Source organism: Jeotgalibacillus proteolyticus (assembly GCF_050107735.1).
GTDB classification, from domain to species: Bacteria; Bacillota; Bacilli; order Bacillales; family Jeotgalibacillaceae; genus Jeotgalibacillus; species Jeotgalibacillus proteolyticus_A.
The window spans coordinates 72,652-98,276 of the sequence record NZ_JBNILO010000008.1 but is presented as its reverse complement, the minus strand read 5'-3'; the positions used below and the strand labels follow the sequence as shown (position 1 = coordinate 98,276).

The 25,625-nt window shown below is 41.0% G+C and carries 27 protein-coding genes; 26 read left to right on the top strand and 1 reads right to left on the bottom strand.

Annotated features, from left to right (window positions below; genetic code table 11):
• Positions 1 to 15: 15 nt before the first annotated feature.
• Both ACQCT8_RS13155 and ACQCT8_RS13150 read left to right on the top strand, forming a co-directional pair.
• Positions 16 to 924, top strand: a complete 909-nt coding sequence (locus ACQCT8_RS13155; RefSeq protein ID WP_426871828.1) for a MerR family transcriptional regulator — start codon at positions 16 to 18, stop codon at positions 922 to 924.
• A 148-nt stretch (positions 925 to 1,072) separates the two neighbouring features.
• Positions 1,073 to 2,056, top strand: a complete 984-nt coding sequence (locus ACQCT8_RS13150; protein WP_426871826.1) for a YpdA family putative bacillithiol disulfide reductase — start codon at positions 1,073 to 1,075, stop codon at positions 2,054 to 2,056.
• Between the two features lie 209 nt (positions 2,057 to 2,265).
• Here ACQCT8_RS13150 and ACQCT8_RS13145 read toward each other — a convergent pair whose 3' ends face one another.
• On the bottom strand, positions 2,266 to 3,237 hold the full coding sequence (locus ACQCT8_RS13145; RefSeq protein WP_426871824.1) for an asparaginase: 972 nt from the start codon (positions 3,235 to 3,237) through the stop codon (positions 2,266 to 2,268).
• Positions 3,238 to 3,324: 87 nt separating this feature from the next.
• On the opposite strand from ACQCT8_RS13145, the gene prsW reads away from it, so the two are divergent.
• From prsW to aroH, 24 genes are all read left to right on the top strand, one after another.
• Positions 3,325 to 3,996, top strand: coding sequence for a glutamic-type intramembrane protease PrsW (prsW, locus tag ACQCT8_RS13140; protein WP_426871822.1), 672 nt, complete (start codon positions 3,325 to 3,327; stop codon positions 3,994 to 3,996).
• 112 nt (positions 3,997 to 4,108) lie between these two features.
• Positions 4,109 to 4,888 carry a spore cortex-lytic enzyme gene (gene sleB / locus ACQCT8_RS13135; protein WP_426871820.1) on the top strand — a complete coding sequence of 260 codons (780 nt, stop codon included), beginning with the start codon at positions 4,109 to 4,111 and terminating at the stop codon, positions 4,886 to 4,888.
• An 18-nt stretch (positions 4,889 to 4,906) separates the two neighbouring features.
• Positions 4,907 to 6,232: a germination protein YpeB gene (gene ypeB, locus ACQCT8_RS13130; protein WP_426871818.1), complete on the top strand. Its 1,326-nt coding sequence runs from the start codon at positions 4,907 to 4,909 to the stop codon at positions 6,230 to 6,232.
• A 96-nt stretch (positions 6,233 to 6,328) separates the two neighbouring features.
• A complete protein-coding gene (locus tag ACQCT8_RS13125) occupies positions 6,329 to 6,976 on the top strand; it encodes a flagellar brake protein (protein WP_426871816.1) in 648 nt (215 codons plus the stop codon).
• A 366-nt stretch (positions 6,977 to 7,342) separates the two neighbouring features.
• On the top strand, positions 7,343 to 8,032 hold the full coding sequence (gene cmk, locus ACQCT8_RS13120) for a (d)CMP kinase (RefSeq protein ID WP_426871814.1): 690 nt from the start codon (positions 7,343 to 7,345) through the stop codon (positions 8,030 to 8,032).
• Complete coding sequence (locus ACQCT8_RS13115; protein ID WP_426871812.1) at positions 8,029 to 8,610, top strand: lysophospholipid acyltransferase family protein; 582 nt, start codon at positions 8,029 to 8,031, stop codon at positions 8,608 to 8,610. Before cmk ends, ACQCT8_RS13115 begins: the two co-directional genes overlap by 4 nt.
• A 125-nt stretch (positions 8,611 to 8,735) precedes the next feature.
• The gene (gene rpsA, locus ACQCT8_RS13110) at positions 8,736 to 9,887 is read left to right on the top strand and encodes a 30S ribosomal protein S1 (RefSeq protein WP_426871810.1); all 1,152 of its coding nucleotides are present in this window, start codon (positions 8,736 to 8,738) and stop codon (positions 9,885 to 9,887) included.
• Positions 9,888 to 9,901: 14 nt separating this feature from the next.
• Positions 9,902 to 10,945: a type 2 isopentenyl-diphosphate Delta-isomerase gene (fni, locus tag ACQCT8_RS13105; RefSeq protein ID WP_426871808.1), complete on the top strand. Its 1,044-nt coding sequence runs from the start codon at positions 9,902 to 9,904 to the stop codon at positions 10,943 to 10,945.
• Between the two features lie 406 nt (positions 10,946 to 11,351).
• Positions 11,352 to 12,662, top strand: a complete 1,311-nt coding sequence (gene der / locus ACQCT8_RS13100; RefSeq protein ID WP_426871806.1) for a ribosome biogenesis GTPase Der — start codon at positions 11,352 to 11,354, stop codon at positions 12,660 to 12,662.
• A gap of 31 nt (positions 12,663 to 12,693) precedes the next feature.
• A complete protein-coding gene (locus ACQCT8_RS13095; RefSeq protein ID WP_426871804.1) occupies positions 12,694 to 13,752 on the top strand; it encodes an NAD(P)H-dependent glycerol-3-phosphate dehydrogenase in 1,059 nt (352 codons plus the stop codon).
• A 139-nt stretch (positions 13,753 to 13,891) separates the two neighbouring features.
• Positions 13,892 to 14,089: a DUF2768 domain-containing protein gene (locus ACQCT8_RS13090; protein WP_278239355.1), complete on the top strand. Its 198-nt coding sequence runs from the start codon at positions 13,892 to 13,894 to the stop codon at positions 14,087 to 14,089.
• A gap of 24 nt (positions 14,090 to 14,113) precedes the next feature.
• On the top strand, positions 14,114 to 14,824 hold the full coding sequence (locus tag ACQCT8_RS13085) for a hypothetical protein (protein WP_426871801.1): 711 nt from the start codon (positions 14,114 to 14,116) through the stop codon (positions 14,822 to 14,824).
• Between the two features lie 123 nt (positions 14,825 to 14,947).
• On the top strand, positions 14,948 to 16,426 hold the full coding sequence (gene spoIVA / locus ACQCT8_RS13080; RefSeq protein ID WP_426871799.1) for a stage IV sporulation protein A: 1,479 nt from the start codon (positions 14,948 to 14,950) through the stop codon (positions 16,424 to 16,426).
• Positions 16,427 to 16,783: 357 nt separating this feature from the next.
• Positions 16,784 to 17,056 (top strand): HU family DNA-binding protein, encoded by a 273-nt coding sequence (locus ACQCT8_RS13075; RefSeq protein WP_278239352.1) that lies wholly within the window; start codon positions 16,784 to 16,786, stop codon positions 17,054 to 17,056.
• Between the two features lie 477 nt (positions 17,057 to 17,533).
• Complete coding sequence (folE, locus tag ACQCT8_RS13070) at positions 17,534 to 18,151, top strand: GTP cyclohydrolase I FolE (protein WP_426871797.1); 618 nt, start codon at positions 17,534 to 17,536, stop codon at positions 18,149 to 18,151.
• Positions 18,152 to 18,181: 30 nt separating this feature from the next.
• On the top strand, positions 18,182 to 18,406 hold the full coding sequence (mtrB, locus tag ACQCT8_RS13065; protein WP_278239351.1) for a trp RNA-binding attenuation protein MtrB: 225 nt from the start codon (positions 18,182 to 18,184) through the stop codon (positions 18,404 to 18,406).
• A gap of 268 nt (positions 18,407 to 18,674) precedes the next feature.
• On the top strand, positions 18,675 to 19,475 hold the full coding sequence (locus ACQCT8_RS13060; RefSeq protein ID WP_426871795.1) for a heptaprenyl diphosphate synthase component 1: 801 nt from the start codon (positions 18,675 to 18,677) through the stop codon (positions 19,473 to 19,475).
• On the top strand, positions 19,475 to 20,176 hold the full coding sequence (locus ACQCT8_RS13055; RefSeq protein ID WP_426871793.1) for a demethylmenaquinone methyltransferase: 702 nt from the start codon (positions 19,475 to 19,477) through the stop codon (positions 20,174 to 20,176). Before ACQCT8_RS13060 ends, ACQCT8_RS13055 begins: the two co-directional genes overlap by 1 nt.
• A gap of 33 nt (positions 20,177 to 20,209) precedes the next feature.
• Positions 20,210 to 21,172 carry a heptaprenyl diphosphate synthase component II gene (hepT, locus tag ACQCT8_RS13050; protein ID WP_426871791.1) on the top strand — a complete coding sequence of 321 codons (963 nt, stop codon included), beginning with the start codon at positions 20,210 to 20,212 and terminating at the stop codon, positions 21,170 to 21,172.
• A 93-nt stretch (positions 21,173 to 21,265) separates the two neighbouring features.
• Positions 21,266 to 21,712 carry a nucleoside-diphosphate kinase gene (gene ndk, locus ACQCT8_RS13045; RefSeq protein ID WP_426871789.1) on the top strand — a complete coding sequence of 149 codons (447 nt, stop codon included), beginning with the start codon at positions 21,266 to 21,268 and terminating at the stop codon, positions 21,710 to 21,712.
• A gap of 172 nt (positions 21,713 to 21,884) precedes the next feature.
• On the top strand, positions 21,885 to 22,664 hold the full coding sequence (locus tag ACQCT8_RS13040; protein ID WP_426871787.1) for a CheR family methyltransferase: 780 nt from the start codon (positions 21,885 to 21,887) through the stop codon (positions 22,662 to 22,664).
• A 281-nt stretch (positions 22,665 to 22,945) separates the two neighbouring features.
• Entirely contained in the window at positions 22,946 to 24,118 is a 1,173-nt protein-coding gene (aroC, locus tag ACQCT8_RS13035; RefSeq protein ID WP_426871785.1) for a chorismate synthase, read from the top strand.
• A gap of 1 nt (position 24,119) precedes the next feature.
• Positions 24,120 to 25,217, top strand: a complete 1,098-nt coding sequence (aroB, locus tag ACQCT8_RS13030; RefSeq protein WP_426871783.1) for a 3-dehydroquinate synthase — start codon at positions 24,120 to 24,122, stop codon at positions 25,215 to 25,217.
• Complete coding sequence (aroH, locus tag ACQCT8_RS13025; RefSeq protein ID WP_426871781.1) at positions 25,214 to 25,588, top strand: chorismate mutase; 375 nt, start codon at positions 25,214 to 25,216, stop codon at positions 25,586 to 25,588. Before aroB ends, aroH begins: the two co-directional genes overlap by 4 nt.
• Positions 25,589 to 25,625: the final 37 nt, after the last annotated feature.

Below are 25,625 nucleotides of genomic sequence, written 5' to 3'. Positions count from 1 at the left end.
AGGAGGACAAATGTAATGAATAATGAAGAAGGCAAGTACAATATTAAAGCTGTCTCCACAATGGTCGGCATACAGCCAGGCACTATGCGTGCGTGGGAAAGAAGATATAAAATTATCGAACCTGTCCGAAATGATTCCGGTCACAGGCTTTATACGGATGAACACGTAAAAAAATTAAAGTGGCTTGTTCAAAAGATAAACTCAGGCTTTACCATCAGCCAGGCAGTTACTCTGCTTGAAAAACAGGATGTTAAACAGCCTAAAGAAACGTTTGAAGGTCCTGTAGATAGAATCCAGAATTTCCAGGACGAGTTGGTTGCAGCCCTTTTAAATTTTGAAGAAAATAAGGCTCATGATTTGATAAATCAGGCTTTTTCACTTTATACAATTGATAAAGTACTTATCGACATTTTAGGCACCGTTCTTATCAGAATTGGAGAACAGTGGGAAACCGGTCAGATCACAACGGCTCATGAGCATTTTGCGACTTCCATTCTCCGCTCTAGAATAGGAATTTTAATGCACTCTTTTCCACATAATGAGCTTCTTCCAAAAGTGGTGGCTGTTTGTGCACCAGGAGAATGGCATGAGCTGGGATTATTAATCTTTACGTTATATGTTCGAAGGAAAGGATTTGAAGTCATTTATCTTGGTGCAAGCATAAAAAAAGGCGATATTGAGGTTGTTCTGGATACAGTAGAACCAAAATTTTTGTTTCTTTCATGTACACTTCAGGAAAACCTGAAGGCTGCGTTTGAATTAATCAGCAGGCTCTCTGCTTATCGCCCGGATTTATATGTGGGGATTGGAGGTCATGCTGTAGATTTTCTATCTCAAGATGACCAGCTGACATACAGAGACCACCTCGTTGGAAGATCAAAAGAAGAATGGGACAACTGGCTTTCAACAAAAATTCACATGTAGTCCGGGGTTCATGTCTTTAATCAGGAAAAAACAAACTGTACTATTGAATAAAATCAGGATCATTGAAAAGCGCTTCAAAATCCCCTATCATGAATTAAGATATGGGGTTTTTTAATTAAGATCGTAACATGGGCAGGAGTGACGCATAATGGAGCATAGGGAAGTCATTATTGTTGGGGGAGGCCCGTGCGGCCTGGCCGCTTCAATTGCATTGCATAAGAACGGCATTGATGCGCTTATCATTGAAAAAGGTAATATAGTGAATACGATTTATCATTATCCGACGCACCAAACCTTTTTTTCATCCAGTGAAAAACTGGCAATAGGCGAAGTGCCATTTATTATTGAGGATCATAAACCTAAAAGAAACCAGGCGCTCGTATATTACAGAGAAGTCGTTAAGCAAATGGATCTTCCGGTTAACCGGTTTGAAGAAGTAAAGTCGATAGAAAAAACGAGCGGAAGATTCCTCGTAACGACTGCAAAGCAGTCCTACACTGCTGAACATATTGTGATTGCAACCGGTTATTATGACCACCCGAATGAGCTTAAGGTGCCTGGAGCGAAACTCCCTAAAGTTCACCATTATTTTAAAGAGGCACATCCTTACTTTGATATGGACGTGGCAATTATCGGAGGGAAGAATTCTGCTGTGGATGCTGCCATCGAACTTGAAAAAGCGGGAGCGAGAGTTTCGGTATTTTATAGAGGGAGTGATTATTCTCCCAGCATTAAACCGTGGATACTGCCGCAGTTTGAAGGCTTAGTTAAAAATCAGTCCGTGGATATGCATTTTGATGCATCGGTTACTAAGATCAATGAAGAATCGATTGAATACATCAAAAATGGTGAACTTTTCACTGTTAAAAATGACTTTGTCTTTGCAATGATCGGGTATCACCCGGATCATGCCTTTTTGAAAAACATAGGCGTACGAATAGATGAATGCTCGGGCAGACCTATTTATCATCCGGAAACGATGGAAACGAACATCGAAAGCATTTATATCGCGGGTGTAATTGCAGCAGGAAATAATGCCAATGAAATTTTCATCGAAAATGGACGCTTTCATGGAGAACAAATAGCCAAAGCGGTTATCGAAAAAAAGAATCATGATCAGGGTAGAACATAACAAAACAAGATGAAAAATGAGTCATTAAATATCAGTAATATGAGGTGAGCGGAGCGAAAAGCTGCGGCTTCTGCAGAAGATGACGACGGCTTGAGACTTTAGAGGGCAGAGCGCTGAAAAAGCTCAAGCCACCTGTCCTGCAGAAAGCTTCTTTCCAGTGCGCAGTGAACCTCTCAAAAAGCCTGAGACACGTCGTCCCAGGCTTTTCTTCATTTAAACATATTGGAGATAAACTGATGATCACACGATTGTGCTAATCCAATCATTAATTTAATTCGTGCCTTTTGACCGTTTAAACCGTTTGAAAAAATGACACCCATTTCCTTTAAGTGTCTGCCGCCGCCTTCATACCCGTATACATCCTGAGCGATGCCGTTGAAACATCTGGAAACGAGCACGATGGGGATGTTTTCTTTGATCAAACTCTGGATTCCTTCCACAGTGCCAGGCGGTAGATTACCTTGTCCCAGTGCTTCTATTACTACCCCGTCAAATCCCAATTCCGACAAGCTTGTAAAAAGCCTTGAATCCATTCCAGCATATGCTTTTATGATGACGACTTTTTTAGATGGCTCCTGTAGTGAATACTTAAGATCAAGTTTTGGGGTGTGGTGAAAAACGACACCTCCTTTTGTTACGATTCCAATTGGACCATATTGAGGACTTTGAAAGGTGGATACGTTGCTTGCATGTGTTTTCGTAACATTAACAGCCGTGTGTATTTCATCATTTAATACAACGAGAACACCTTTTCCGTATGCCTCATCACAGCAGGCTGTGCGAATTGAACTGATTAGATTATAAAGACCGTCCGATCCGATTTCATTCGAAGATCTCATCGCACCTGTTAAAACCACTGGGATGGAAAGGCGCAAGGTCAAATCAAGGAAATAAGCAGTTTCCTCAAGCGTATCCGTGCCATGGGTGATGACCACACCTTCAATACCTGAATCAAGGTAGTATTTTTCAATGAGCTTCTTTATCTGCAGCATATGCTCCGGTGTGATATGCGGAGAAGGAAGTGTAAAAGGAGACTCCACAATCAGATTTGCGTAGTCACTCACTTGAGCAGATTGTTCTGCTATTGGATTTTCTTTCCCTGGTATAACGGCCCCAGTCTGATCCTGCGCCATCGAAATGGTTCCACCTGTATGTATCAGTAAAATAAGTTTTTTTGCCATTTCCTTTCCCTCCAAGCCCTTTTCACTATGTAAAACACGTCTTCTACATGATACGATGAGTAAAACAGATTGAAAAGAGGCACTTTTATGTTTGCCATTATCTCAGCCGCAATTGCACCTGGTCTGGCTCTTTTAAGTTACTTTTATTTAAGAGACCAATATGACACAGAGCCTGTCCAAACGGTGTTCCGGGCCTTTATTTTAGGAATATCTATTACATTTCCGATCATGTTTGTTCAGTATGTTATTGAAACTGAGCAGATTTTTTCGTCGGCTTTGCTCAAATCCATTGTATCCTATGGTTTATTAGAAGAATTTTTTAAATGGTTTATTTTATATTTTTTTATTTTTCATCTTATTGAGTTTGATGAGCCATATGATGGAATCGTCTATGGAGCAGCAGTTTCGTTAGGCTTTGCAACGCTTGAAAATGTTCTGTTTCTTGCAGTAAATGGACTTGAAACAGCGTTTGGCAGGGCATTGCTTCCAGTTTCGAGTCATGCATTATTTGGTGTAGTTATGGGGTTTTATATTGGAAAAGCTAAATTTTCTTTACCCCCTGCCAGAAAAAAAATATTATGTTTATCAATCGTCATTCCAGTAGCTTTACATAGTTTTTATGATTTTATCTTATTAAGTTTTCACAACTGGATCTATTTTATAATCCCATTCATGCTCTTTTTATGGTGGCTGGGTCTTTGGAAAGTTAAAAAAGCACATATCTTAACACATCTTCACCATAAGCAGTTCAAAATATAAAGCTGGTTCTTTTTTAATAAAAAAAGAGCCGGCTTTTTGTTTTATGTATAGCAGACAAATGAATCGCTAAAACTAACTTCGATCAATTACTCGTTTAGAACGGAGGCAGTGTATGAAAAGGTGTGGATTGTTAATCGTGTGTTTGTTAATCTTTCAGGGTGTTTTCCCAAGTGCAGAGAGCGGCGCGTTCAGCGGACAAACGATTCAGCGCGGGGCTTATGGAGATGATGTCATTGAACTTCAGGCAAGACTTCAATATATAGGCTACTATGAAGGGCAGATTGATGGTGATTTCGGCTGGGGCACTTATTGGGCCTTGAGAAACTTTCAACAGGACTATGGTCTGGATATTGACGGTCTTGCCGGAGAAACCACTAGAACAAAACTTGTAAATAATACAGACTACGATGAAAACTATGTGCGTACAAATATCGAAAAAGGAAATCGCTTTACATACTATGGCGGTGTTCCTCTTGACCAGCAGGTGAAAAAAGAAGAATCAGTCCCGAAAAAGGCTCCAAAGTATCCATCAGGATACTCTGAAAATGACATTCAGCTGATGGCTAATGCCGTTTATGGAGAAGCAAGAGGTGAGCCATATATAGGTCAGGTGGCAGTAGCGGCCGTTATTTTAAATCGGATTGAGGATGAGGATTTTCCGAATACTGTATCCGGGGTTATTTTTGAACCACTTGCCTTTACGGCAGTAGCAGATGGCCAAATCTGGCTTGAACCGAATGAACAGGCTAAAGAAGCTGTAATAGATGCAATTAATGGGTGGGATCCATCTGAAAATGCGCTGTATTATTTTAATCCTGATACAGCGACAAGCGGCTGGATTTGGACAAGACCGCAAATAAAACAAATAGGTGAGCATATTTTCTGCCTATAACAGAGGGAGTGAGTTCCAATGATGAAAAAAACAATACTCTTTTCACTAATCTTCATCGGTATCTTCTCTGCTGTCACATGGGGAGCATATCAAAAGCAGGAGAAAGAAGTTTTAAGAAGCCATATGGAAAATGAATACCAGAGAGCATTTCATGAGATAAATTATCAAATGGATTTGCTTCATGACCAGATTGGTTCTGCACTGGCAATGAATGCAGGAAAGAATTTGACACCTGCGCTAACAGAAGTATGGAGATTAACCTCTTTAATTCACGCAGATATCGGCCAGCTTCCATTGGGGCTGCTTCCTTTTAATGAAATGGAAGGTTTCCTTACAAGCATCGGAAACTTCAGTTATCAGACGGCTGTAAGAGATCTGAATTCTGCACCTATGACCGAAGAAGAATATGAAAAACTTGAAACATTATATAGTCAGTCTGAACAGCTGCAAAATGAGTTGAGAGGAATACAGGAAAAAGTACTTGCGGATAACCTGGAATGGCTGGAACTCGAGAGCCTGCTTGCTTCAGGTGACGACATTAAAAATAATTCAGTGATTGATGGATTTAAAAAAGTGGATAAGTCAGTGAAGGGGTACGCGATTGAAACGTTTGTGATGACGGAGCAGGAAACGACAGAGATTCGAAAAAAACAGCTGAAACATATAAAAGGAGATAACTTAACAGAAGAAGAAGCTGTCAAAAAGGTAAAAGACTTCACTTCAGTTAATAAAGATCAAGAAATGCAAGTCTCCAAAAGTTTAGATGGAGCAGATTATCCGTTTTACTCAGTTTCATGGGAATCAGAGGATGGAAACCAGTCAAATATGGACGTAACAGTTAAAGGCGGATATCCTTTATACTATCTGAATAATCGCAAGGTAGGAAAAGAAACCTTAAGTTTATATGATGCAGGAGAAAAAGCAGCAAAATTTTTAAAAGAACAAGGGTTTGAGGACGTAGTTCTTGAAAACAGCCGTCAGGATAACGGCATTGCCATGCTGACTTTCATCCGTTTGATTGAGCCGGAGCAGGTGTATGTGAACTCAGATTCCATTCATATTAAAGTGGCATTAGATAATGGGGACGTCATCGGGTTTTTAGGCGTAGATTATCTTCAAAATGGTGAGGACAGGGACGTTGGAGAGCCAAGCATCTCTGAAGATGAAGCAATCGAACTCCTGCATTCAAAGTTCACTGTACAGGAATCAAGACTCGCGATTATACGAAATGAAATGGGTGAAGAAGTACTGTGCAGAGAATTTATCGGGACGCTGGGAGAAGACACGTATCGAATATTTATAAATGGTGAAACAGGCCAGGAAGAAAAAGTAGAGAAACTGTAAAATCTTTTTATCAAAAAAATAAAATATTGGAACTGCTTTCAAATCGTGGCATAATAGAAATCAGAAATGAAAGAATACGATTGGAAGTGCTTAGGGATGCTGACTATAGGAATGCCATTGACGCTTGAACCTTTATACAGCCGGAACAGCGACGAATATAGAAGCAAGGTTGTAGAAATGTCTGCCACGTCTATTTATATTGATTATCCTGTTAATTCTGCTACTGATAAAACAACTTTTCTGGTTAACGGCACTCGTCTCAAAGTCACTTTCACTCTTGATAACCGTGATTCGTTTACTTTTGAGACTGAGGTGAAAGGGAGAGTCAAAGGAGAAATCCCAATGATTTCATTGTTCTTTCCTGAAGCTGATGCTATTTTTAAAATTCAGCGCAGACAGTATGTACGAGTTGAAGCAGCTGTGGATATAGCAGTAAAAAAGAACAATCAGTTTTATCATTTTATCAGTGTGGATTTAAGTGCCGGAGGACTTTCATTTATTCTCCGCCAAAGGGCGGTTTTTGAAAAAGACGAAGAGATGGATCTATTTCTGGTGCTGCCGATGAAAAGCGGAGAAAATCAGTATGTAAAAGTAAGAGGGAAATTTATCCGGACGAAAGACAGAAATGGAGCTCAGATTGCTTCTGTTAATTTTATTGAAGCAACCAGCATGCAGCAGCAGCAGATCATGCGGTATACTTTCGAGCGTCAGCTTTCATTGAAACAAAAGGATCGTGTTATGTAAATTTGTGATGTATCTAAAGCTGAGAGGCAGCGACAAAACTCAAAAAAGTTTAAAAAACGAGGCAGTATTTATAATTAGTAAGAGGTGAGCGTAGCGAATGGCGGCTCCCTGCAGGAGATAACGGAAAGCTGAGTCTTTATGGGCACCGCCCTGAAAAAGGCTCAAGCCCCCTCCCTGCGGAAAGCGTCTTCCTGAAGTGCAGCGAACCGGTCAAAGAGGCTGAGACACTTGTCCCAGGCTCTTTTTTTATTTAAAAATTCATGCTGAAGAGCTGGTTATTGCTGGTGCAAGAATAAGGTCAAAACTCATTTTCAACACGAATTATGGTACAATATTTTTGAATAAGGAAATGAAGGAGAATGTTTGGTGAAAGAGAAAAGAAAGAACATAAGGATTGCGCTTGACGGTCCTGCAGCAGCAGGGAAAAGCACCATTGCTAAAAAGCTGGCAGAAAAACTCGGCTTTATTTATATAGATACGGGTGCGATGTACAGAACACTGACCTACAAAGCAATTCAGCAGAAAATAGATGTTGAGGATGAGGAGGAATTATCCAAACTTCTATTGAATACACTTATAGAGCTCATTCCAGGCGAAACTGGACAAAGAGTGTTCCTTGATGGACAGGAAGTTACGGAAAAAATCCGGTCTAACGAAGTTACCAGCCAGGTATCATTCGTAGCAAAGCATAAATCTGTCCGCGCAGAAATGGTTAGAAGACAGCAAATGCTTGTAGAAGACGGCGGAATTGTAATGGATGGCAGAGATATCGGAACCCATGTTATACCTGATGCAGAAGTAAAAGTGTTTATGGTTGCATCAGTTGAGGAACGTGCCCGCAGGAGATTTGAGGATCATAAAGATCAAGGGATCAAATCAAGTCTTGAAGGGCTGAAAAAAGAAATAGCAGAACGCGATCATCTGGACTCTACCAGAGCTGAATCGCCTTTACGAAAAGCACAAGATGCAGTTGAACTTGATACTACTTCCATGAAAATTGACGAGGTAGTAGAAAAGATTATGCACATGGTTAATACACGCGGAGGTTTACTATGAATTTATATCATTTTGCAAGATCATTGGTAAAAACGGTTTTGACGCCTATTTACCGATTTAAAATAATTGGAAGAGAAAATTTCCCCAAAGACGGTGGAGTGCTTTTGTGTGCCAACCACATCAAGCTTCTGGATCCTCCTGTTGTGGGCGTTACGGCTCCGAGACCTGTTTCCTTTATGGCAAAGGAAGAATTGTTTCGAATGCCCGTTTTAAAAAGGCTGCTGCCTAATTTAAGGGCTTTCCCGGTAAAGCGCGGCATGAGTGATCGGGAGGCTTTGCGAAAAGGTTTATCAATTTTAAAAGAAAATAATGTTATAGGACTGTTCCCAGAGGGTACACGTAGTAAAGACGGGGAATTAAAAAAAGGACTCGCAGGAGCAGGATTTTTTGCTCTCCGCTCCCAGGCTGCAGTGGTGCCCTGTGCTATTATCGGCCCCTATAAGAGGTTTCGAAGATTAAAAGTCGTCTATGGCAAGCCAATTCCGATGGAAGATTTAAGAAGCCGCAGAGCTTCAGCAGAAGAAGCAACCGAAGTAATCATGAGCCATATTCAGCAGCTCATAAATGATCATCGCTAAAAGTTCCCGCTTGACAAACTGATCAGTTTATTAGAAGTTAGTAGTATATTCTGAATTTTAATTATAATGTGATAATATTCACATTAAATACTATTTCAGTAGTCATGGATTAAGGAGGAGTACATATGGCAGAAGACATGAATCATATCGAAGTAAACTCTCTCGAGGTGGGAGACCGTGTGACCGGTACCGTAACGAAAGTGGAGGAAAAGCAGGTTCTTGTTGATGTCAAGGACAGTAAAGTAGATGGAATTATCCCCATCAGTGAACTGTCGAGCCTCCATGTAGAAAAAGCTTCCGATGTAGTGAAAGAAGGAGACAGCCTGGATCTGGTCGTCACTAAAGTAGAGGATGAACTGCTTGTTCTTTCAAAAAGGAAAGTGGAAGCTGAAAAAGCCTGGGACGAGATGAAGCGCCGCTATGAAGCTGAAGAAGTTTTTGATGCAGAAGTTAAAGACGTCGTCAAAGGCGGCCTTGTAGTTGACCTTGGGGTAAGGGGGTTTGTTCCCGCGTCTTTAGTTGAAGATTTTTATGTAGAGGATTTTGAGGATTATAGAGGCAAAAGCCTGGCATTTAAAATTGTTGAGCTTGATGAAGAAAAAAACAGGCTGATCCTTTCTCATCGTGCGGTGGTGGAAGGTGAAAAAGCCGAAAAGAAAAAAGCTCTGCTTGAAAACATTAAATCAGGTGACGTTTTAGACGGCACAGTTCAACGGATCACTGATTTTGGAGCATTTGTAGATATTGGCGGTGTAGATGGACTCGTTCATATTTCCCAGCTTTCCCATCAGCATGTAGAAAAGCCTTCTGATGTAGTGGAGGAAGGCCAGGAGGTGCAGGTGAAAGTTCTTTCCGTAGACCGTGACAATGAAAGAATATCCCTGTCAATTAAAGAAACACTGCCCGGACCCTGGTCAGATATAGAAGAAAAAGCTCCGAAGGGTTCAACACTTGAAGGAAAAGTGCGCCGGCTTGTATCATACGGTGCCTTTGTAGAGGTATTTCCAGGAGTGGAGGGTCTTGTCCATATTTCACAAATTTCTCACCAGCATATCGGCACTCCGCATGAAGTTCTCGATGAAGGCCAGGATGTAAAAGTAAAAGTGCTTGATGTTAATGTGAGTGATCAGCGCCTTTCTCTTTCCATAAAAGAACTCGAAGAAAATAAAAATGAATATAAGAAAGAACAATCATATGATCTGCCGGAGGAATCAAAAGGATTTCAGCTCGGTGAAATGATCGGAGATAAATTAAAAAATCTAAAAAATAATTCATAATAAAGGTGAGAGTTTTGAGCAGAGCAGACAGAAAAATTGATCATATAAATTATGCGCTGTCTACAGCTGCTGCTAGTGGAGCGGGCTTTGAGGATGTAAAATTCGTGCATCAAAGTCTTCCCAACAGCGCTGTAGATGACATCTCACTTCAAACCAACATGGGCGAGCTGACTTTGAGTTCGCCTTTTTTTATTAATGCGATGACTGGCGGAGGCGGAGAGCAGACTAAAACTCTTAATGAAGGTTTTGCTATTGCTGCCCGGGAAACCGGATTAATGCTGTCAGTAGGTTCTCAAATGGCAGCAGTTAAAGAGCCTGGTGAGAGAGATACGTATACAGTTACAAGAAAAGTTAATCCCAACGGAATGATCGCAGGAAACCTTGGAAGCGAGGCGTCTCTTGATCAGGCTAAGTACGCAGTGGATATGATTGAAGCCAATGCTCTTCAAATTCATTTGAACGTGGTTCAAGAGCTTGCGATGCCGGAAGGGGACAGAGCATTCACAGGAGCATTAAAGCGCATTGAAGCGATTGTGAACGGGCTGGATGTTCCGGTGATCGTAAAGGAAACCGGATTTGGCATGAGCAAAGAAACAGCCCGCAAATTAAAAGAAGCCGGTGTTTCGGTGATTGATGTAGGCGGTTATGGGGGAACCAATTTTTCAAAAATTGAAAACCACCGCCAAAAGCGACAGTTGACGTTTTTTAACGATTGGGGCATCCCGACGGTTCCATCCATTGTGGAAGCAGGAGAAGCATTTTCTTCCGTCATTGCTTCAGGCGGAATCAGTCAGAGCATTGACGTTATTAAAGCTTTAAGCCTCGGCGCCAGTGCTGCAGGTATAGCAGGATCATTTCTGAAAATTTTAACTGAGAATGGAACTGAAGGATTGATTGAAGAAATTAATGCCATGAAAATGGAGCAAAAAATTCTTATGACAGCACTCGGTGCAAAAAACGTAGAAGAACTACGGAAGCTTCCTCTTATTATCAGCGGTCAAACCTACCATTGGCTTCACATGCGGGATATGCAGCCTGAAAGATTTGCCAGAAGGTAGTAGCTGAGAGGTTGGGCAAAAAATCATGCATAATTTATTATTAATATTAGGTTAGCGGAGCGAAAGGGCGGGGGCTCCTGCAGGATATAATGGTGCCTGAGCCTTTACAGGGATGAACCCTGAAACGGCTTAAAGAACTGACTCTGCAGAAAGTGCCCGAGTGAAACGCAGTGAACCGGTCAGAGAGCCTGAGACACCTTGTCTCAGGCTCTCTTTAAATGACTTTCCATTTATTCAGCCATACAGTCAGGAATTCGGATTGTTTTTATGATGATTTATTGGTACAATTATGCGAGTCATTTTAGAAAAGGCAGAACCAACTTGCTGTCTTTTTACGGTAGTCTTATGTGGAAACGAACGGTTTGATATACTATAGATAAGTTGGATATAAGAAAGGGTGAACGTCATGGCAAAGCCAGTCGTTGCAATAGTAGGGCGTCCGAATGTTGGGAAGTCCACTATTTTTAACAGGATTGTAGGAGAAAGAATTTCCATCGTAGAAGATATACCCGGGATTACAAGGGATCGAATTTATAGCTCAGCAGAATGGTTAACGCATGATTTTAATATTATTGACACAGGTGGAATAGAAATCGGGGATGAACCATTTCTCGAACAAATTCGTCAGCAGGCGGAAATTGCGATCGATGAGGCTGATGTAATTATTTTCATGACAAATGGGCGTGAAGGAGTTACGTCTGCTGATGAGCAGGTGGCAAAAATCCTATACCGGTCAAGCAAACCCGTTGTTTTAGCGGTGAATAAAGTAGACAACCCGGATATGAAGGATCAGATTTATGATTTTTATTCACTGGGATTTGGCGAGCCCTATCCTATTTCCGGTTCTCACGGTCTTGGGTTGGGAGACATGCTCGATGCTGTGGCTGCCAGCTTTAACCCTCAGGAAGAAATAAAATATGGTGAGGAAGTTATTAAGTTTTCTCTGATTGGAAGACCAAATGTTGGTAAATCTTCCCTTGTTAATTCCCTTCTAGGTGAAGACCGGGTCATTGTATCCAACATAGCAGGAACGACCAGAGATGCGATTGATTCCCCTTATAAATATGATGGACAGGAATATGTCATTATTGACACAGCAGGTATGCGAAAAAAGGGTAAAGTATATGAAACAACCGAAAAATACAGTGTGTTAAGAGCTCTTAGAGCAATAGAGCGTTCAGATGTTGTACTAGTGGTCCTGGATGCCGATGAAGGCATTATTGAGCAGGACAAAAAAATTGCAGGCTATGCACATGATGCGGGACGGGCTGTCATTATTGTAGTAAACAAATGGGATGCAATAGAAAAAGATGAAAAGACAATGGATCGATTTGAAAAAAAGATACGGGATCATTTTCAATTTTTAGATTACGCACCAGTTGTTTTTCTTTCTGCTATGACTAAAAAACGTATCCATACACTTCTTCCTGTCATAAATATGGCAAGTGAAAATCATGCCATGCGTGTTCAGTCAAGCGTATTGAACGAAGTAGTAATGGATGCTGTTGCAATGAACCCGACACCAACTGACCATGGTAAGCGCCTAAAAATCTTCTATGCTACTCAGGTAGCAGTAAAACCGCCTACATTTGTGGTCTTTGTAAACGAGCCTGAATTGATGCATTTTTCTTATGAACGATTCTTGGAAAACCGTATAAGGGAAGCCTTTGGATTTGAAGGAACACCAATCCGTTTAATAGCGAGAGCCAGAAAGTAATGCTGCTTTAATATAAGGGAGGAGCCCAATTATGGTGAAATCAAGGCGAGTTGCAGTACTAGGTGCCGGAAGCTGGGGAACAGCTTTAGCCCTTGTTCTGGGAGACAATGCTCATGAGGTAAGGCTGTGGACGCACAATCCGTCTCAGTCAGATTTGATCAACCAGACAAGAAAAAATGACCGGTATCTTCCGGATACGATTCTTCCGGATGCCATTACCGCTTATTCAGATCTGTCTGCAGCCATTAAGGGAACAGACTGTATTATTTTTGCTGTACCAACCAAAGCGATTAGAGAAGTTGCCCATAAAGTAGAAGAAGTGAATCAGGGTCCTAAGACAATCGTTCATGTCAGTAAAGGAATTGAGCCGGATACACATCTGCGCATCTCTCAGATTCTGGACGAATTATTATCTTCTGAGACCATGAAGGATCTCGTGGTTTTATCTGGCCCCAGTCATGCTGAAGAAGTTGTAAAAAGACACCCGACAACAGTCACTTCTTCCTCTTACAATATAGAAGCAGCTGAGAACATTCAGGATTTATTTATGAATCAGCACTTCAGGGTGTATACAAATTCGGATGTGGTCGGGGTTGAAATTGGAGGAGCACTCAAGAATATTATCGCGCTGGCAGCAGGAATAACAGATGGCCTTGGATATGGGGACAATGCAAAAGCAGCTTTGATCACAAGAGGGCTTGCGGAGATAGCCAGATTAGGAACTACTCTTGGAGCCAATCCGTTAACATTCTCGGGACTGACGGGGATTGGGGACTTAATTGTAACATGTACAAGTGTTCACTCGCGAAACTGGCGGGCAGGGAATATGCTCGGAAAAGGCAAAAAGCTGGATGAAGTGCTGGACGAAATGGGAATGGTTGTGGAAGGAGTGCGAACCACAAAAGCTGCCTACCAATTGGCGCATAAGCATGAGGTTTCGATGCCGATCACTCAAGCACTGCACCGGGTGTTATTTAACGATGTCGAGCCTAAAGAAGCAGTAGATCAGCTCATGTCCAGAATGAAAACGCATGAAATGGAAGATTTAGTTGATATATTAGGCGAACAGCAGGAAACTGAGGGAAATTGACTCTCAGTTTTTCTTATGAAGATTATGAACGTTTTAAGAAAAATTGCCCTTCGCAGCCAGTTTAATGTTTTATCTATGCTATAATTCTGAGCAAATGACTGTTTTATAGCTGTGTCTCGCAGCTGGAGGAGTGAAATGAATGTCTGCCTTAACTAAGATGTGGATTTCTTTTGGATCCATGGGCTTTATGTTTTTTTCAATTATCACCATCTATTTCAGCCGGTATAAACTATCCAATAAGTTTTTAAAATTTTTTACGGCTCTTATTGCTTATGTTCTAATGATCCTGGCTGGATTGATTATGATTTTTGTGGTTTTCAGCGGTCCTACTTTATAGAGCCATTAAGAAGGAGAGTGCTTCATGAAAAAGGGTGTACGAACAGCATCCATTTTTCTTGTCTTTTTGCTTCAGGGATGTATGTATCCTTCTCAGCAAAAGTCTGAGAATGAAATTCCGTATGAAGATCAAATTCAGAATGTGCAAGAAGCTGTGGATAGGTTTCAAGAAGATTCTGGCGGATTGCTGCCTATAAAAACTTTGGAAGAAGATACACCAATTTATCAAAAGTATTTAATTGATTTTTCCAAGATCAAACCAAGATATATGGATCAGCTGCCGGGAAATGCATATGAAAATGGAGGCGTCTTTCAATATCTTCTTTTAGATGTGGAAGAAGATCCTACTGTTCATATTTTTGATTTGCGTATTGCTGAAGAAATCAGATCCCTTCAAATTAAAATTCAGGCTAATCGGGGAATTCCATTTGAATCTTCGCTTGGCGGAAAATATTACTCCATAAATTTTGAAAAACTTGGATACAAAGAGGATCCTAAGGTTCTGAGTCCATTTACCAATAAGGAGCTTCCAATTATCGCCGATGGAGACGGGACGATCTATGTAGATTATCTGACCGATCTTTATCAGTTTGCGCAGGAAAACGAGCTTCCGATTGATTCAATGGAGTCTGACGATATAAGAGAAATCCTTCATGAAGAATCTTCATTTGTGCCGGCCTATTCTCCTGAATATGAGGTTAATGAAGAAAACGAAATAACGTATTCCTCTTCTTAAAAAAAGAGCTGAATTCATTCGAATGAAAAATCCGAATGAAAATCAGCTCTTTTTTGTTCTTAAATATGCATGTCCTAAATACACTAATTATGCGAAGAACGTTCGAAAAGAGGGGGCGCTTTAATGGAGAAACAAAATGTGTTCGAACATATAGCTGAACGTACTGGCGGAGATATTTATATAGGTGTAGTGGGAGCAGTGCGTACTGGGAAATCTACATTCATAAAGAAAATGATGGAATTGGCTGTTATCCCTCATATGACAAATGAGGCGGAAAGAAACAGGGCTCAGGATGAATTGCCGCAGAGTGCAGCCGGCAGAACCATTATGACGACTGAACCGAAGTTTGTTCCAAATCAGGCAGTGCGCATACAGGTTGTGGACGGTCTTGAAGTCAATATCAGGCTCGTAGACTGTGTAGGCTATACGATCCCTGGTGCCAAGGGACATGAGGATGAATATGGCCCTCGCATGGTACACACACCCTGGTACGAGGAACCCATTCCTTTTCATGAAGCAGCAGAGGTTGGAACCAGAAAAGTTATACAGGATCATTCAACTATTGGTGTGCTGATGACAACGGATGGAACAATAGGTGAAATACCAAGGGAAAGCTATGTGGACGCAGAGGAGAGAATTGTTGCTGAATTAAAAGAAGTAGGCAAGCCTTTTATCATGGTACTGAACAGCGCTCGGCCGCACCAGTCAGAAACCGACCATCTGCGAAAAGAGCTTCAGGTAAAATACGACATACCAGTGATCGCACTCAGTGTGGAAAGTATGAGAGAATCTGATGTTTTGATGATCCTGAGAGAAGCATTGTATGAATTTCCTGTGCTTGAGGTTAACGTCAATCTGCCGAGCTGGGTAATGGTTCTGGATGAAAGACACTGGCTTCGTGAGCATTTTCAGGAAGCTGTGACAGAGGTCATACACGACATTAAACGGTTAAGGGATGTAGACCGTGTGGTCAGGCAGTTTGAGGAATTTGAACATGTTCAGGAGGCAAATTTAGCCGGGATGAATATGGGGCAGGGAGTTGCAAGCATTGATCTTCGTGCAGCAGATCATTTATTTGAAGATATATTGCATGAAATGATTGGGGAAAAGGTTTCTACTAAAGATCACTTTTTAGAATTGATACAGGATTATTCACATGCCAAGAAAGAATATGATCAATTTGCCGATGCACTCAAAATGGTAAGACAGACAGGGTACGGCATCGCAGCACCTGTATTGTCTGATATGAGCCTTGATGAGCCTGAAATCATACGCCAGGGAGCCAGGTTTGGAGTAAGGCTTAAAGCAGTAGCTCCATCTATCCACATGATTAAAGTAGATGTAGAATCAGAGTTTTCTCCGATTATCGGTACAGAAAAACAAAGTGAGGAGCTCGTACACTATCTAATGCAGGATTTTGAAGACGATCCTCTATCCATTTGGAGCTCCGATATATTCGGCAGAAGCTTAAGCTCCATTGTTCGGGAAGGTATTCAGGCCAAGCTTGCAATCATGCCTGAAAATGCCCGCTACAAGCTGAAAGAAACACTTGAAAGAGTCATCAATGAAGGTTCTGGCGGTATGATTGCGATTATTCTGTAACCAGCTTCAGACAGTACTTACATGTACTCATCTATCACTGAACCCAAGATTAGAAGTGTTAATTTACAAAAATGATTTGTAATCAGCTTAAACCTGAAGACAGCCCGTAAAAAGGCTGTCTTTGCGCGTTTTTACACAGAATACCTCTTGCCATGAAGAGATTCCCATTAAATATTCATTTATTCTTGCTTATGTTTTTTTTATATGATAATCTTTTAACAGAATTGATCTTAAACATTGATTCTATGGGCTTTACCGGGATTCTTTTATAGAATTACGTATGTATTAGTTGAAAAATGTTAATAAATGCAATAAAACTTGCCCATGTACGATTTCCATTGGGAGGAGGTGATTGGTGTGAACAAGACAGAACTTATCAACGCAGTAGCAGAATCAGCTGAACTTTCTAAGAAAGATGCAACAAAAGCTGTAGATGCTGTATTCGATTCAGTTCAAGACGCTCTTTCAAAGGGAGACAAAGTACAATTAATCGGCTTTGGTAACTTTGAAGTACGTGAGCGTGCTGCTCGTAAAGGACGCAACCCTCAAACTGGTCAAGAAATCGAGATTGCAGCAAGTAAAGTTCCTGCATTCAAACCAGGTAAAGCGCTTAAGGATGCTGTAAAATAAGTACATACCTTTTGCGTAAGATGAAGCCGCACATTATGTGCGGCTTTTTTAAGTAGAGAGAATCTCGAGCATTCTCTGCCGTTTGTTAGATGAACATAGGCAGGGCCGCTGCTCTTCAGAATGGAACTGCATGTTGAAACCGAAAAATGCACGCACAACTGCCCCCAGTTGCTGCTAAAAATGTCCAACTGAATGGAACCGTCCAAAGAACCTGAAACCAAATTTGTTTCAGGTTCTTTTAGCGGAAGGGAGCAAATCCAACTCCTTCTGCAAAATCGTTCAGCATGCATAAGGACATAGAAGCATCTTCAAACGTTTATATGGATGCAGCTCGATCAGATTATGTATCCAGTTTTATTTTGACGCCGGCATAGAGACAATGGGAAATGGAGAGCTTCACTTTGCGCACTTTAACCCTGTTATGCTAATATGAAGAGTGTTCAGCATCATGTGCAACAGAAGTAGGAGGATCTGAAGATGGATCAAAATAGCAAAGATTATACAGTTATGACAGTTAATGAAGAAAAAAATAAAGTAAATCGGCCTCAGATAGAAGCAGCCATTCGAATGCTTCTTGAAGCGGTTGGTGAAGATCCGAATAGAGAAGGTCTGATTGATACGCCTAAAAGAGTGGCTAAAATGTATGAAGAGTTATTTGAAGGTCTTCATAAAGATCCAAGAGAATATTTTAAAACGGTGTTTAATGAGGATCATGAAGAACTCGTTTTTGTGAAGGATATTCCTTTTTATTCAATGTGTGAGCATCATCTCATTCCTTTTTTCGGAAAAGCACATGTGGCTTATCTTCCAAAGGAAGGAAGGGTTACGGGTTTAAGTAAATTGGCACGTGCAGTTGAAACGACCGCGCGTAAACCGCAGCTGCAGGAGCGTATTACTTCAACAGTAGCTGATTCAATCATGGAAATGCTGTCTCCGCATGGAGCAATGGTGATTGTGGAGGCGGAGCATATGTGTATGACTATGCGTGGAGTTAAAAAGCCGGGAGCGATGACCATTACTACTGCTGCGAGAGGCGTTTTTGAAGACGATGCAATCAGACGCAACGAGGTTCTGGCTCTCATGAAAAATACTTAGTCCTATAAAAAGGATAAGGAGAGATTGATTATGTCATCTGAAAAAGATTTTATAACGATAAAAGCACTTGAAGATGGTGTGAACGTCATTGGCCTTACAAGAGGTACCGATACGAAGTTTCACCATTCAGAGAAACTTGATCAAGGAGAAGTGATGATCGCCCAGTTTACTGAGCATACTTCAGCAGTTAAGATCAGGGGCAAAGCTTCTATTCTCACTTCACATGGTGAAGTGCTCAGTGAGACAAAAAAATAATGGTGAATTTTTAATGAGAAATCAGGTCGGCACAGAGAACATTCTCTGGCTGACTTTTTCCTGTTATTACGGGAAAAATGGTCAATCATTTTGATTTTTCAAGAAGACTGGGCGTTAGCACCTGTGAGAATGGTTGTGATATAATAAAAATATCGCCTTAATCGTTCTTGTTTAGAAAAAAATATAGAACAAATGCTTACATACATATACTTGAATCTATATTCTTGAAAGCAGTAAAAGCAGGCAGAATGGAAGCGGGGAGAAAGAGATGAACACACAAATAAGCAGCCGCTGGATGGAAGAAACCCTTCAGTATATAAATAAACAACTTCATCATTCATACCTCCATAATGCTATAGGAGCTCCCGAAATAGACGAAAAAAGACTATCGCTGCTCCTTCTTCCTTTCCAACTAACGGGTTCATACTCTGAGCTGGATAAATTCTATGTGTCCACTGCCATGCTGATTCAAACGGCGCTTGACACTCATGAAAAAGTTTCGACCAGCGATTCGGATTCTTTAAAACAGCGCCAGCTGACCGTCCTTGCCGGCGACTTCTACAGCGGACTGTATTATCGAATATTAGCTCAGATTCCCGATATCCCTCTTATCAGAAGGATTGCACATGCCATTCAGGAAATTAATGAGCATAAAATTGATATTACTTCTAAAAAACTGAATAAAATTGAAGATATTCTGATCAGCTTAACGAAAATAGAAAGTGCCATCATTACTCAGGTCTATGCGCACAGAGGATTTGAAAAATACATTTCCCTTGCTGAAGACCTGCTTGTACTAAATCGTCTCACACGGGAAAAAGATCAATTCTTATCTGGTGAGCATTCTATTTTGTTTCACCAATTAGCTAAATTTTCATCCACTGTTCCTCCTGTGTATCCAAAAAAAGATTTTGATACGCACACTAACCTGTTAACTCAGAAGAAAAGTCAGATCGCTTCAAAAATAAATGAGCTGGGAATCCCTTTCGATTCATTAAAAGGCAGTGTGTTCACTCCTTTTTTTGAATCGGCAGTGCAGTCTAAAATATACGTAGAGGAAGGGTATTAATGCAGCCTTCGAAAGAACAGAGAGTTCACAATGTTTTTGAAAAAATACATGGTCAATACGATAAAATGAATTCTGTCATCTCCTTTCAGCAGCATGTGAAGTGGCGGAATTATACGATGAAAAAAATGAATGTCCAAAAAGGCTCAACTGCATTGGATGTATGCTGCGGCACCGCTGACTGGACCATTTCCCTAGCTAAAGAGGCGGGAATTGAAGGCAAAGTGATCGGTCTTGATTTCAGTAAAAATATGCTTAAGGTTGGTCATGAGAAGGTGCAGCCTTATCCGCAAATCTCATTAGTGCATGGAAACGCAATGGAACTTCCATACGAAGATCATTCTTTTGATTACGTTACGATCGGGTTTGGACTTAGAAATGTACCCGATTATCTGCAGGTGCTCAAAGAAATGAACCGTGTGCTGAAGCCCGGTGGAATGGCTGTATGCTTAGAAACCTCACAGCCTACAATGCCGATTTTCAAACAGGGATATAATTTGTACTTCAGATATATTATGCCGTTGTTTGGTAAAATTTTTGCTAAAAGCTTTCAGGAATACTCATGGCTTCAGGAATCAGCTAAAGATTTCCCGGGAATGCAGGAGCTCGCTCAATTGTTTCAGGAAGCAGGCTTTGGATCGATCGAATACAAAGGGTTCAGTGGCGGAGCGGCAGCCATGCATATAGGATACAAAAAAGCGTAAGCCGTGAAAAAAAGACAGCTAGGGTGAAATTGTATGAAACTCAAGATGCTGTATTCGTTCTTGAAAACGGATATTGATGAAATAGAAAAAGAATTAAATTTAGCGATTGAATCCGATGCAGCCCTATTAAAGGATGCATCCCTTCATCTTCTTCAGGCTGGGGGGAAACGGATCCGGCCTGTATTTGTATTGCTGTCAGCTAAAACGGGTGAATATGATATACACGTAATAAAAAACGTAGCAGTGGCGCTTGAACTTATACATATGGCATCTTTAGTACATGACGATGTGATTGATGATGCAGAACTAAGAAGAGGAAGAACGACGATTAAAGCTCAGTGGGATAATCAGGTAGCCATGTATACGGGTGATTATATGTTTGCACGGGCGCTGGATTATATGACTATTATAGATGAGCCTGTTGCCCATCGGATTTTATCCCATGCAATTGTAGAGCTTTGCATTGGTGAGATTGCCCAAATTGAAGATAAATATCGATTTGATCAGAATTTGCGCGACTATTTAAGAAGAATTAAAAGAAAAACTGCATTATTGATTGCAGTCAGCTGTCAATTAGGGGCCGTTGCAGGAAAAGTGCCTGAGGAAGTTCATACCCGTCTGTATCGCTTCGGGTACTATGTGGGGATGGCATATCAGATTACAGATGATATTTTAGATTTTACCTCATCAGAAGAAGAATTGGGTAAACCGGCTGGCGGCGATTTAATGCAAGGGAATATTACGCTTCCTGTTCTTTATGCATTAAATAACGAACATGTAGCTCCCAAGATTATGAGCGTGCAGGAAAATACCCGAAAAGAAGAAATGACTCATGTAATTGAAGAGATTTTGTCTACAGATGCGATTCAAAAATCTGCTCATCTCAGTCAGCTCTATCTTAAAAAGGCACTGAAAGAATTAGATGCACTGCCTCCGTCCAAAGCGAAAAAATCATTAAGGGATATTGCTCTCTTTATTGGAAAAAGAAAGTATTAAATTGGAATGAAAACGTTGCCAAAAAACATATGTAATGGTACTCTTTTAGAGGGTCGCTTTTGACTCACCATACATAATTTGGGGGAATGGAACGTGGAGAAAACGTTTTTGATGGTTAAGCCGGACGGAGTACAAAGAGGATTAATCGGTGAAATTGTAAATCGCTTTGAAAAAAAAGGATTTAAACTCTCAGCTGCAAAACTGATGGTTATTTCACAAGATCTTGCCGAAGAGCATTACGGAGAGCATTCAGAGCGTCCATTTTTTGGAGAGCTGGTGGACTTTATTACTTCCGGACCTGTGTTTGCGATGATTTGGGAAGGCGAAGAAGTTGTTAAAACAGCACGTCATATGATGGGCTCCACTAAGCCAAGTGAGGCTGCTCCCGGTACCATTCGAGGAGATTTAGGCTTGACTGTAGGGAAGAATATTATTCACGGTTCAGATTCCCTTGAAAGTGCAGAGCGAGAAATTGAATTATTTTTTGGCACCTCTAAAGAAGTTTCCTATGAAAAACCAATTGAACAATGGATCTACTAAAAGCGCCTGTCAGGGTGCTTTTTTATTTTAGCTGTTTTGGTGGTATTGTATAAATGGGGTGGACATAAAAGAGAGTTCACACACTCCCTTCTTACAAAAGGATTGCCATAGTGCCTGTGTGTTTTCTATAATTTAGTTAAGAGCTGGAGTATATTGAGATGGGAGTTTACGTATGTCAAAAGATTATTATGACTTTATTGAGGCAGTAGATAAAAAAACCGGTATCAATTTATCTCTTTATAAAGAAGCGCAAATGAAAAGAAGGCTCACTTCTCTTTATGAAAAAAAGGGCTATACGTCGTTTACAGACTTTTACAGCTCGCTTAACCAAAATGAAAAATTGTTAAAAGAATTTTTAGACAGAATAACCATTAATGTTTCCGAGTTTTATCGAAATGTAAAGAGATGGGAAGTACTGGAGCAAAAAATACTGCCGGATTTACTAAATGGGAATAATCATATTAAGATCTGGAGTGCCGCCTGTTCAACAGGTGAAGAGCCGTATTCATTAGCCATGGTGATGCTGAATCTTCTTCCAGCTTCCTCTTTCACCATCATCGCTACTGATCTCGATGCGTCCGCCATTGAAAAGGCCCAGATCGGCCTATATTCAGAACGATCACTAGCAGAAATTCCGATAAACATGAAGCGCAAGCATTTCATTAATCAGGGTGCTTACTATAAAATTTCAGACGAGATTAAAAGCTGTGTGTCGTTTAAACAGCAGAATTTACTCAAGGACCGGTTTGAATCTCAATTTGACTTAATTGTCTGCAGAAATGTTATGATTTATTTTACTGAGGAAGCGAAAGATTTACTGTATCATAAATTCAGCGGTGCGCTTAAAAAAAATGGCATATTATTTGTAGGCAGTACAGAGCAAATCTTCAGCGCTTCCAAATATGATTTACTATCAGCCGATACGTTTTTTTACAGGAAACAATCTAACTAAAAGAATTCAAAGGACAAATAGTCAGAGCTAAAGATAGATCCATCACCATCTTTGGGAATATCCTCTCATACAGGCAGAACGTATCGCCTGTCTTTCAGTTTATATAATCTTCAGTTACTTATGCTTATACACCCTCTTGAGAGAACATACAGGGATGAGAGGTAACAGTGGCACCAAGTACGTGCTGAAATTCAGAAGATGCTGTTATTGACTACATATAGCTTAAAAAGTATGATATAGTGTATCAAAATTGCTTTAGCGAGTTGAAGGGAGAAAGTGAAATGAGATATTTAACGGCAGGAGAATCACATGGACCCCAATTAACAACAATTATTGAAGGGCTTCCCGCAGGCTTGCTGCTTGCTTCAGAAGATATAAATAAACATTTGGCAAGAAGGCAAAAGGGCTATGGACGCGGAAGAAGAATGCAGATTGAGACAGATCAGGCACAAATCCAAAGCGGTGTGAGACATGGCAGGACACTAGGTTCTCCCGTAGCACTAGTAGTGGAAAACAAAGACTGGAAACATTGGACAAAAATTATGGGCGCAGAATCATTGTCTGAGAATGAAGAGGATGAAGTAAAAAGGAAAGTAACCCGTCCGCGACCCGGGCATGCCGATTTAAATGGAGGCATGAAATATGGTCATAGAGACATGCGAAATGTTTTGGAACGCTCCTCTGCAAGGGAAACCACAGTCAGGGTAGCAGCAGGCGCCGTTGCCCAGAAGCTTCTTGAGGAACTGGGCATAAAACTATCCTGCCATGTAAAGGAAATAGGCGGCATCACGGCGAATACGGAAGATGTTCATTCAGTTGAAGAAATTCGTCAGCGCGCAGAAAGCAGTGAAGTCCGCTGTGTGGATCCCGATGCTTCTGAAAAAATGAAAGAAGCTATTGATCAGGCCAAGAAAAAGGGGGATACCATCGGCGGAGTTGTTGAAGTCGTGATAGAGGGAGTGCCTGCCGGAGTAGGAAGCTATGTTCACTATGATCGAAAGCTCGATGCTAAAATAGCAGCTGCCGTTATGAGCATCAACGCTTTTAAAGGAGTTGAATTTGGCATGGGATTTGAAATGGCAAAGCGTTTCGGAAGCCAGGTTCACGATGAAATTGCGTGGTCTGAAGAAAAAGGGTATACAAGAAAAACAAATAACTTAGGCGGTTTTGAAGGCGGAATGACGACCGGCATGCCAATCGTTGTGAGGGGCGTAATGAAGCCCATCCCGACGTTATATAAACCACTTGAAAGTGTTGACATAGAAACGAAGGAGCCTTTTACAGCGAGCATTGAAAGATCAGATAGCTGTGCGGTCCCTGCGGCGGCTGTTGTTGCCGAAGCGGTTGTAGCGTGGGAAGTCGCATCTGCTTTGGTTGAACAGTTTGAAAGTGATCGAATGGATCACTTTAGTAAATCAGTCAGTCAGTACCGTGACTACACAAAGGGTTTTTAAAATGGAGACATTAACGGTAAAAACGGATCATTCATCCTATCCTGTCTATTTGGGCAAAGGTGCAATTGAGAAGCTTAGCGGCTATGTATCACAATTAAAGCCAGCTGTCACATCGGTGTTGCTGATCGCTGATGAAATCGTGTATACCATCCATGAGGACTATATTAAAGAATACTTGCCAAACCATGTTAAAGTATCAACGTTTATTACACCCCCGGGGGAAAAGGCAAAAACATTTGAAGTTTACCAGAATGCGATTGGCTTTGCTCTACAGGAGGGATTGGATAGGCACTCACTTATTATAGCCTGCGGGGGAGGAGCTACAGGAGATGTAGCGGGATTTACAGCAGCCACTTATATGCGCGGAATCCGCTTTATCCAGCTTCCTACAACCATCCTCGCTCACGATAGTGCGGTCGGTGGAAAGGTGGCCATTAACCACCCTTTGGGAAAAAATATGGCTGGCAGCTTTCATCAGCCTGAAGCTGTTATCTACGACAGTCATTTTTTGGAGTCTCTGCCGGTTAGGGAAGTCAGATCAGGATTTGCGGAAATTATTAAGCATGCCATGATTGCCGACCCGGACTGGCTTCAGGAATTAATGACTGAATTAAACACGCTGGATAATTTGGATCATCATCTGCTGATCGATTCGTTAAAGAAAGGAATCGAAATTAAATCAGCGATCGTCGAGAAAGATGAAAAAGAGCTGGGTATCAGAGCTTTTTTAAATTTCGGTCATACATATGGTCATGCATTAGAAGCCTGGGCCGGTTATGGAAAGTGGAGCCATGGGGAATCCATTATGGTGGGAATGATCTATTCCTTGCATTTAAGCAGGAAGTACAATAATCTCGCCTTTGATATTAACGAATTTATTCGATGGATCAAAAAATTAGGTTATGCAGCAGCACCTCCTGCACAAGCTGAATTTGACGCCCTGGTACAACTTATGTTAAAAGATAAAAAAACAATTGATAGTGAAATTCGATTCGTTCTGCTGAAGGATATTGGAAAGCCGGCGTTGCAGAAAATAGAAATCCGGGAATTGGCAGAAGCGGATCAACTGATTCGAAGCGCTAAAGGAGAGATAGAATGATTAGAGGAATACGAGGAGCAACAACCATAACAGCAGATCAGGAAGAATCCGTTCTTGCTGCATCCCAAAAGCTGTTAGAAGAAATGATAGAGAAAAACAAGGTGGATCCGGAAACTGTCGCATCTGTCTTTATCTCTGTTACTCCGGATATTTCTTCAGCTTTTCCGGCAAAAGCGATTCGGCAGTTTGAAAACTGGCGTCATGTTCCCGTTATGTGCATGCAGGAGATCCCGGTTAAAGACGCTTTGCCTTTTTGTGTAAGAGTGATGATGCATGTAAACACAGAAAAACCACAAAAAGAGATCCACCATGTCTATCAGGAAAATGCCATGCAATTAAGGCCGGATCTGACAATGGAGAATGGATCGTGAAAATAGCAGCACTATCATTTTAAACCTACTATATAAA

What these genes read in the sequence shown, in the direction of transcription:
- ACQCT8_RS13155 (WP_426871828.1), top strand. Translation starts at nt 16, where the DNA reads ATGAATAATGAAGAAGGCAAGTACAATATTAAAGCTGTCTCCACAATG.
- ACQCT8_RS13150 (WP_426871826.1), top strand. Translation starts at nt 1,073, where the DNA reads ATGGAGCATAGGGAAGTCATTATTGTTGGGGGAGGCCCGTGCGGCCTG.
- ACQCT8_RS13145 (WP_426871824.1), bottom strand. Translation starts at nt 3,237, where the DNA reads ATGGCAAAAAAACTTATTTTACTGATACATACAGGTGGAACCATTTCG.
- prsW (WP_426871822.1), top strand. Translation starts at nt 3,325, where the DNA reads ATGTTTGCCATTATCTCAGCCGCAATTGCACCTGGTCTGGCTCTTTTA.
- sleB (WP_426871820.1), top strand. Translation starts at nt 4,109, where the DNA reads ATGAAAAGGTGTGGATTGTTAATCGTGTGTTTGTTAATCTTTCAGGGT.
- ypeB (WP_426871818.1), top strand. Translation starts at nt 4,907, where the DNA reads ATGATGAAAAAAACAATACTCTTTTCACTAATCTTCATCGGTATCTTC.
- ACQCT8_RS13125 (WP_426871816.1), top strand. Translation starts at nt 6,329, where the DNA reads ATGCTGACTATAGGAATGCCATTGACGCTTGAACCTTTATACAGCCGG.
- ACQCT8_RS13115 (WP_426871812.1), top strand. Translation starts at nt 8,029, where the DNA reads ATGAATTTATATCATTTTGCAAGATCATTGGTAAAAACGGTTTTGACG.
- rpsA (WP_426871810.1), top strand. Translation starts at nt 8,736, where the DNA reads ATGGCAGAAGACATGAATCATATCGAAGTAAACTCTCTCGAGGTGGGA.
- der (WP_426871806.1), top strand. Translation starts at nt 11,352, where the DNA reads ATGGCAAAGCCAGTCGTTGCAATAGTAGGGCGTCCGAATGTTGGGAAG.
- ACQCT8_RS13095 (WP_426871804.1), top strand. Translation starts at nt 12,694, where the DNA reads ATGGTGAAATCAAGGCGAGTTGCAGTACTAGGTGCCGGAAGCTGGGGA.
- ACQCT8_RS13090 (WP_278239355.1), top strand. Translation starts at nt 13,892, where the DNA reads ATGTCTGCCTTAACTAAGATGTGGATTTCTTTTGGATCCATGGGCTTT.
- ACQCT8_RS13085 (WP_426871801.1), top strand. Translation starts at nt 14,114, where the DNA reads ATGAAAAAGGGTGTACGAACAGCATCCATTTTTCTTGTCTTTTTGCTT.
- spoIVA (WP_426871799.1), top strand. Translation starts at nt 14,948, where the DNA reads ATGGAGAAACAAAATGTGTTCGAACATATAGCTGAACGTACTGGCGGA.
- folE (WP_426871797.1), top strand. Translation starts at nt 17,534, where the DNA reads ATGGATCAAAATAGCAAAGATTATACAGTTATGACAGTTAATGAAGAA.
- mtrB (WP_278239351.1), top strand. Translation starts at nt 18,182, where the DNA reads ATGTCATCTGAAAAAGATTTTATAACGATAAAAGCACTTGAAGATGGT.
- ACQCT8_RS13060 (WP_426871795.1), top strand. Translation starts at nt 18,675, where the DNA reads ATGAACACACAAATAAGCAGCCGCTGGATGGAAGAAACCCTTCAGTAT.
- ACQCT8_RS13055 (WP_426871793.1), top strand. Translation starts at nt 19,475, where the DNA reads ATGCAGCCTTCGAAAGAACAGAGAGTTCACAATGTTTTTGAAAAAATA.
- hepT (WP_426871791.1), top strand. Translation starts at nt 20,210, where the DNA reads ATGAAACTCAAGATGCTGTATTCGTTCTTGAAAACGGATATTGATGAA.
- ACQCT8_RS13040 (WP_426871787.1), top strand. Translation starts at nt 21,885, where the DNA reads ATGTCAAAAGATTATTATGACTTTATTGAGGCAGTAGATAAAAAAACC.
- aroC (WP_426871785.1), top strand. Translation starts at nt 22,946, where the DNA reads ATGAGATATTTAACGGCAGGAGAATCACATGGACCCCAATTAACAACA.
- aroB (WP_426871783.1), top strand. Translation starts at nt 24,120, where the DNA reads ATGGAGACATTAACGGTAAAAACGGATCATTCATCCTATCCTGTCTAT.
- aroH (WP_426871781.1), top strand. Translation starts at nt 25,214, where the DNA reads ATGATTAGAGGAATACGAGGAGCAACAACCATAACAGCAGATCAGGAA.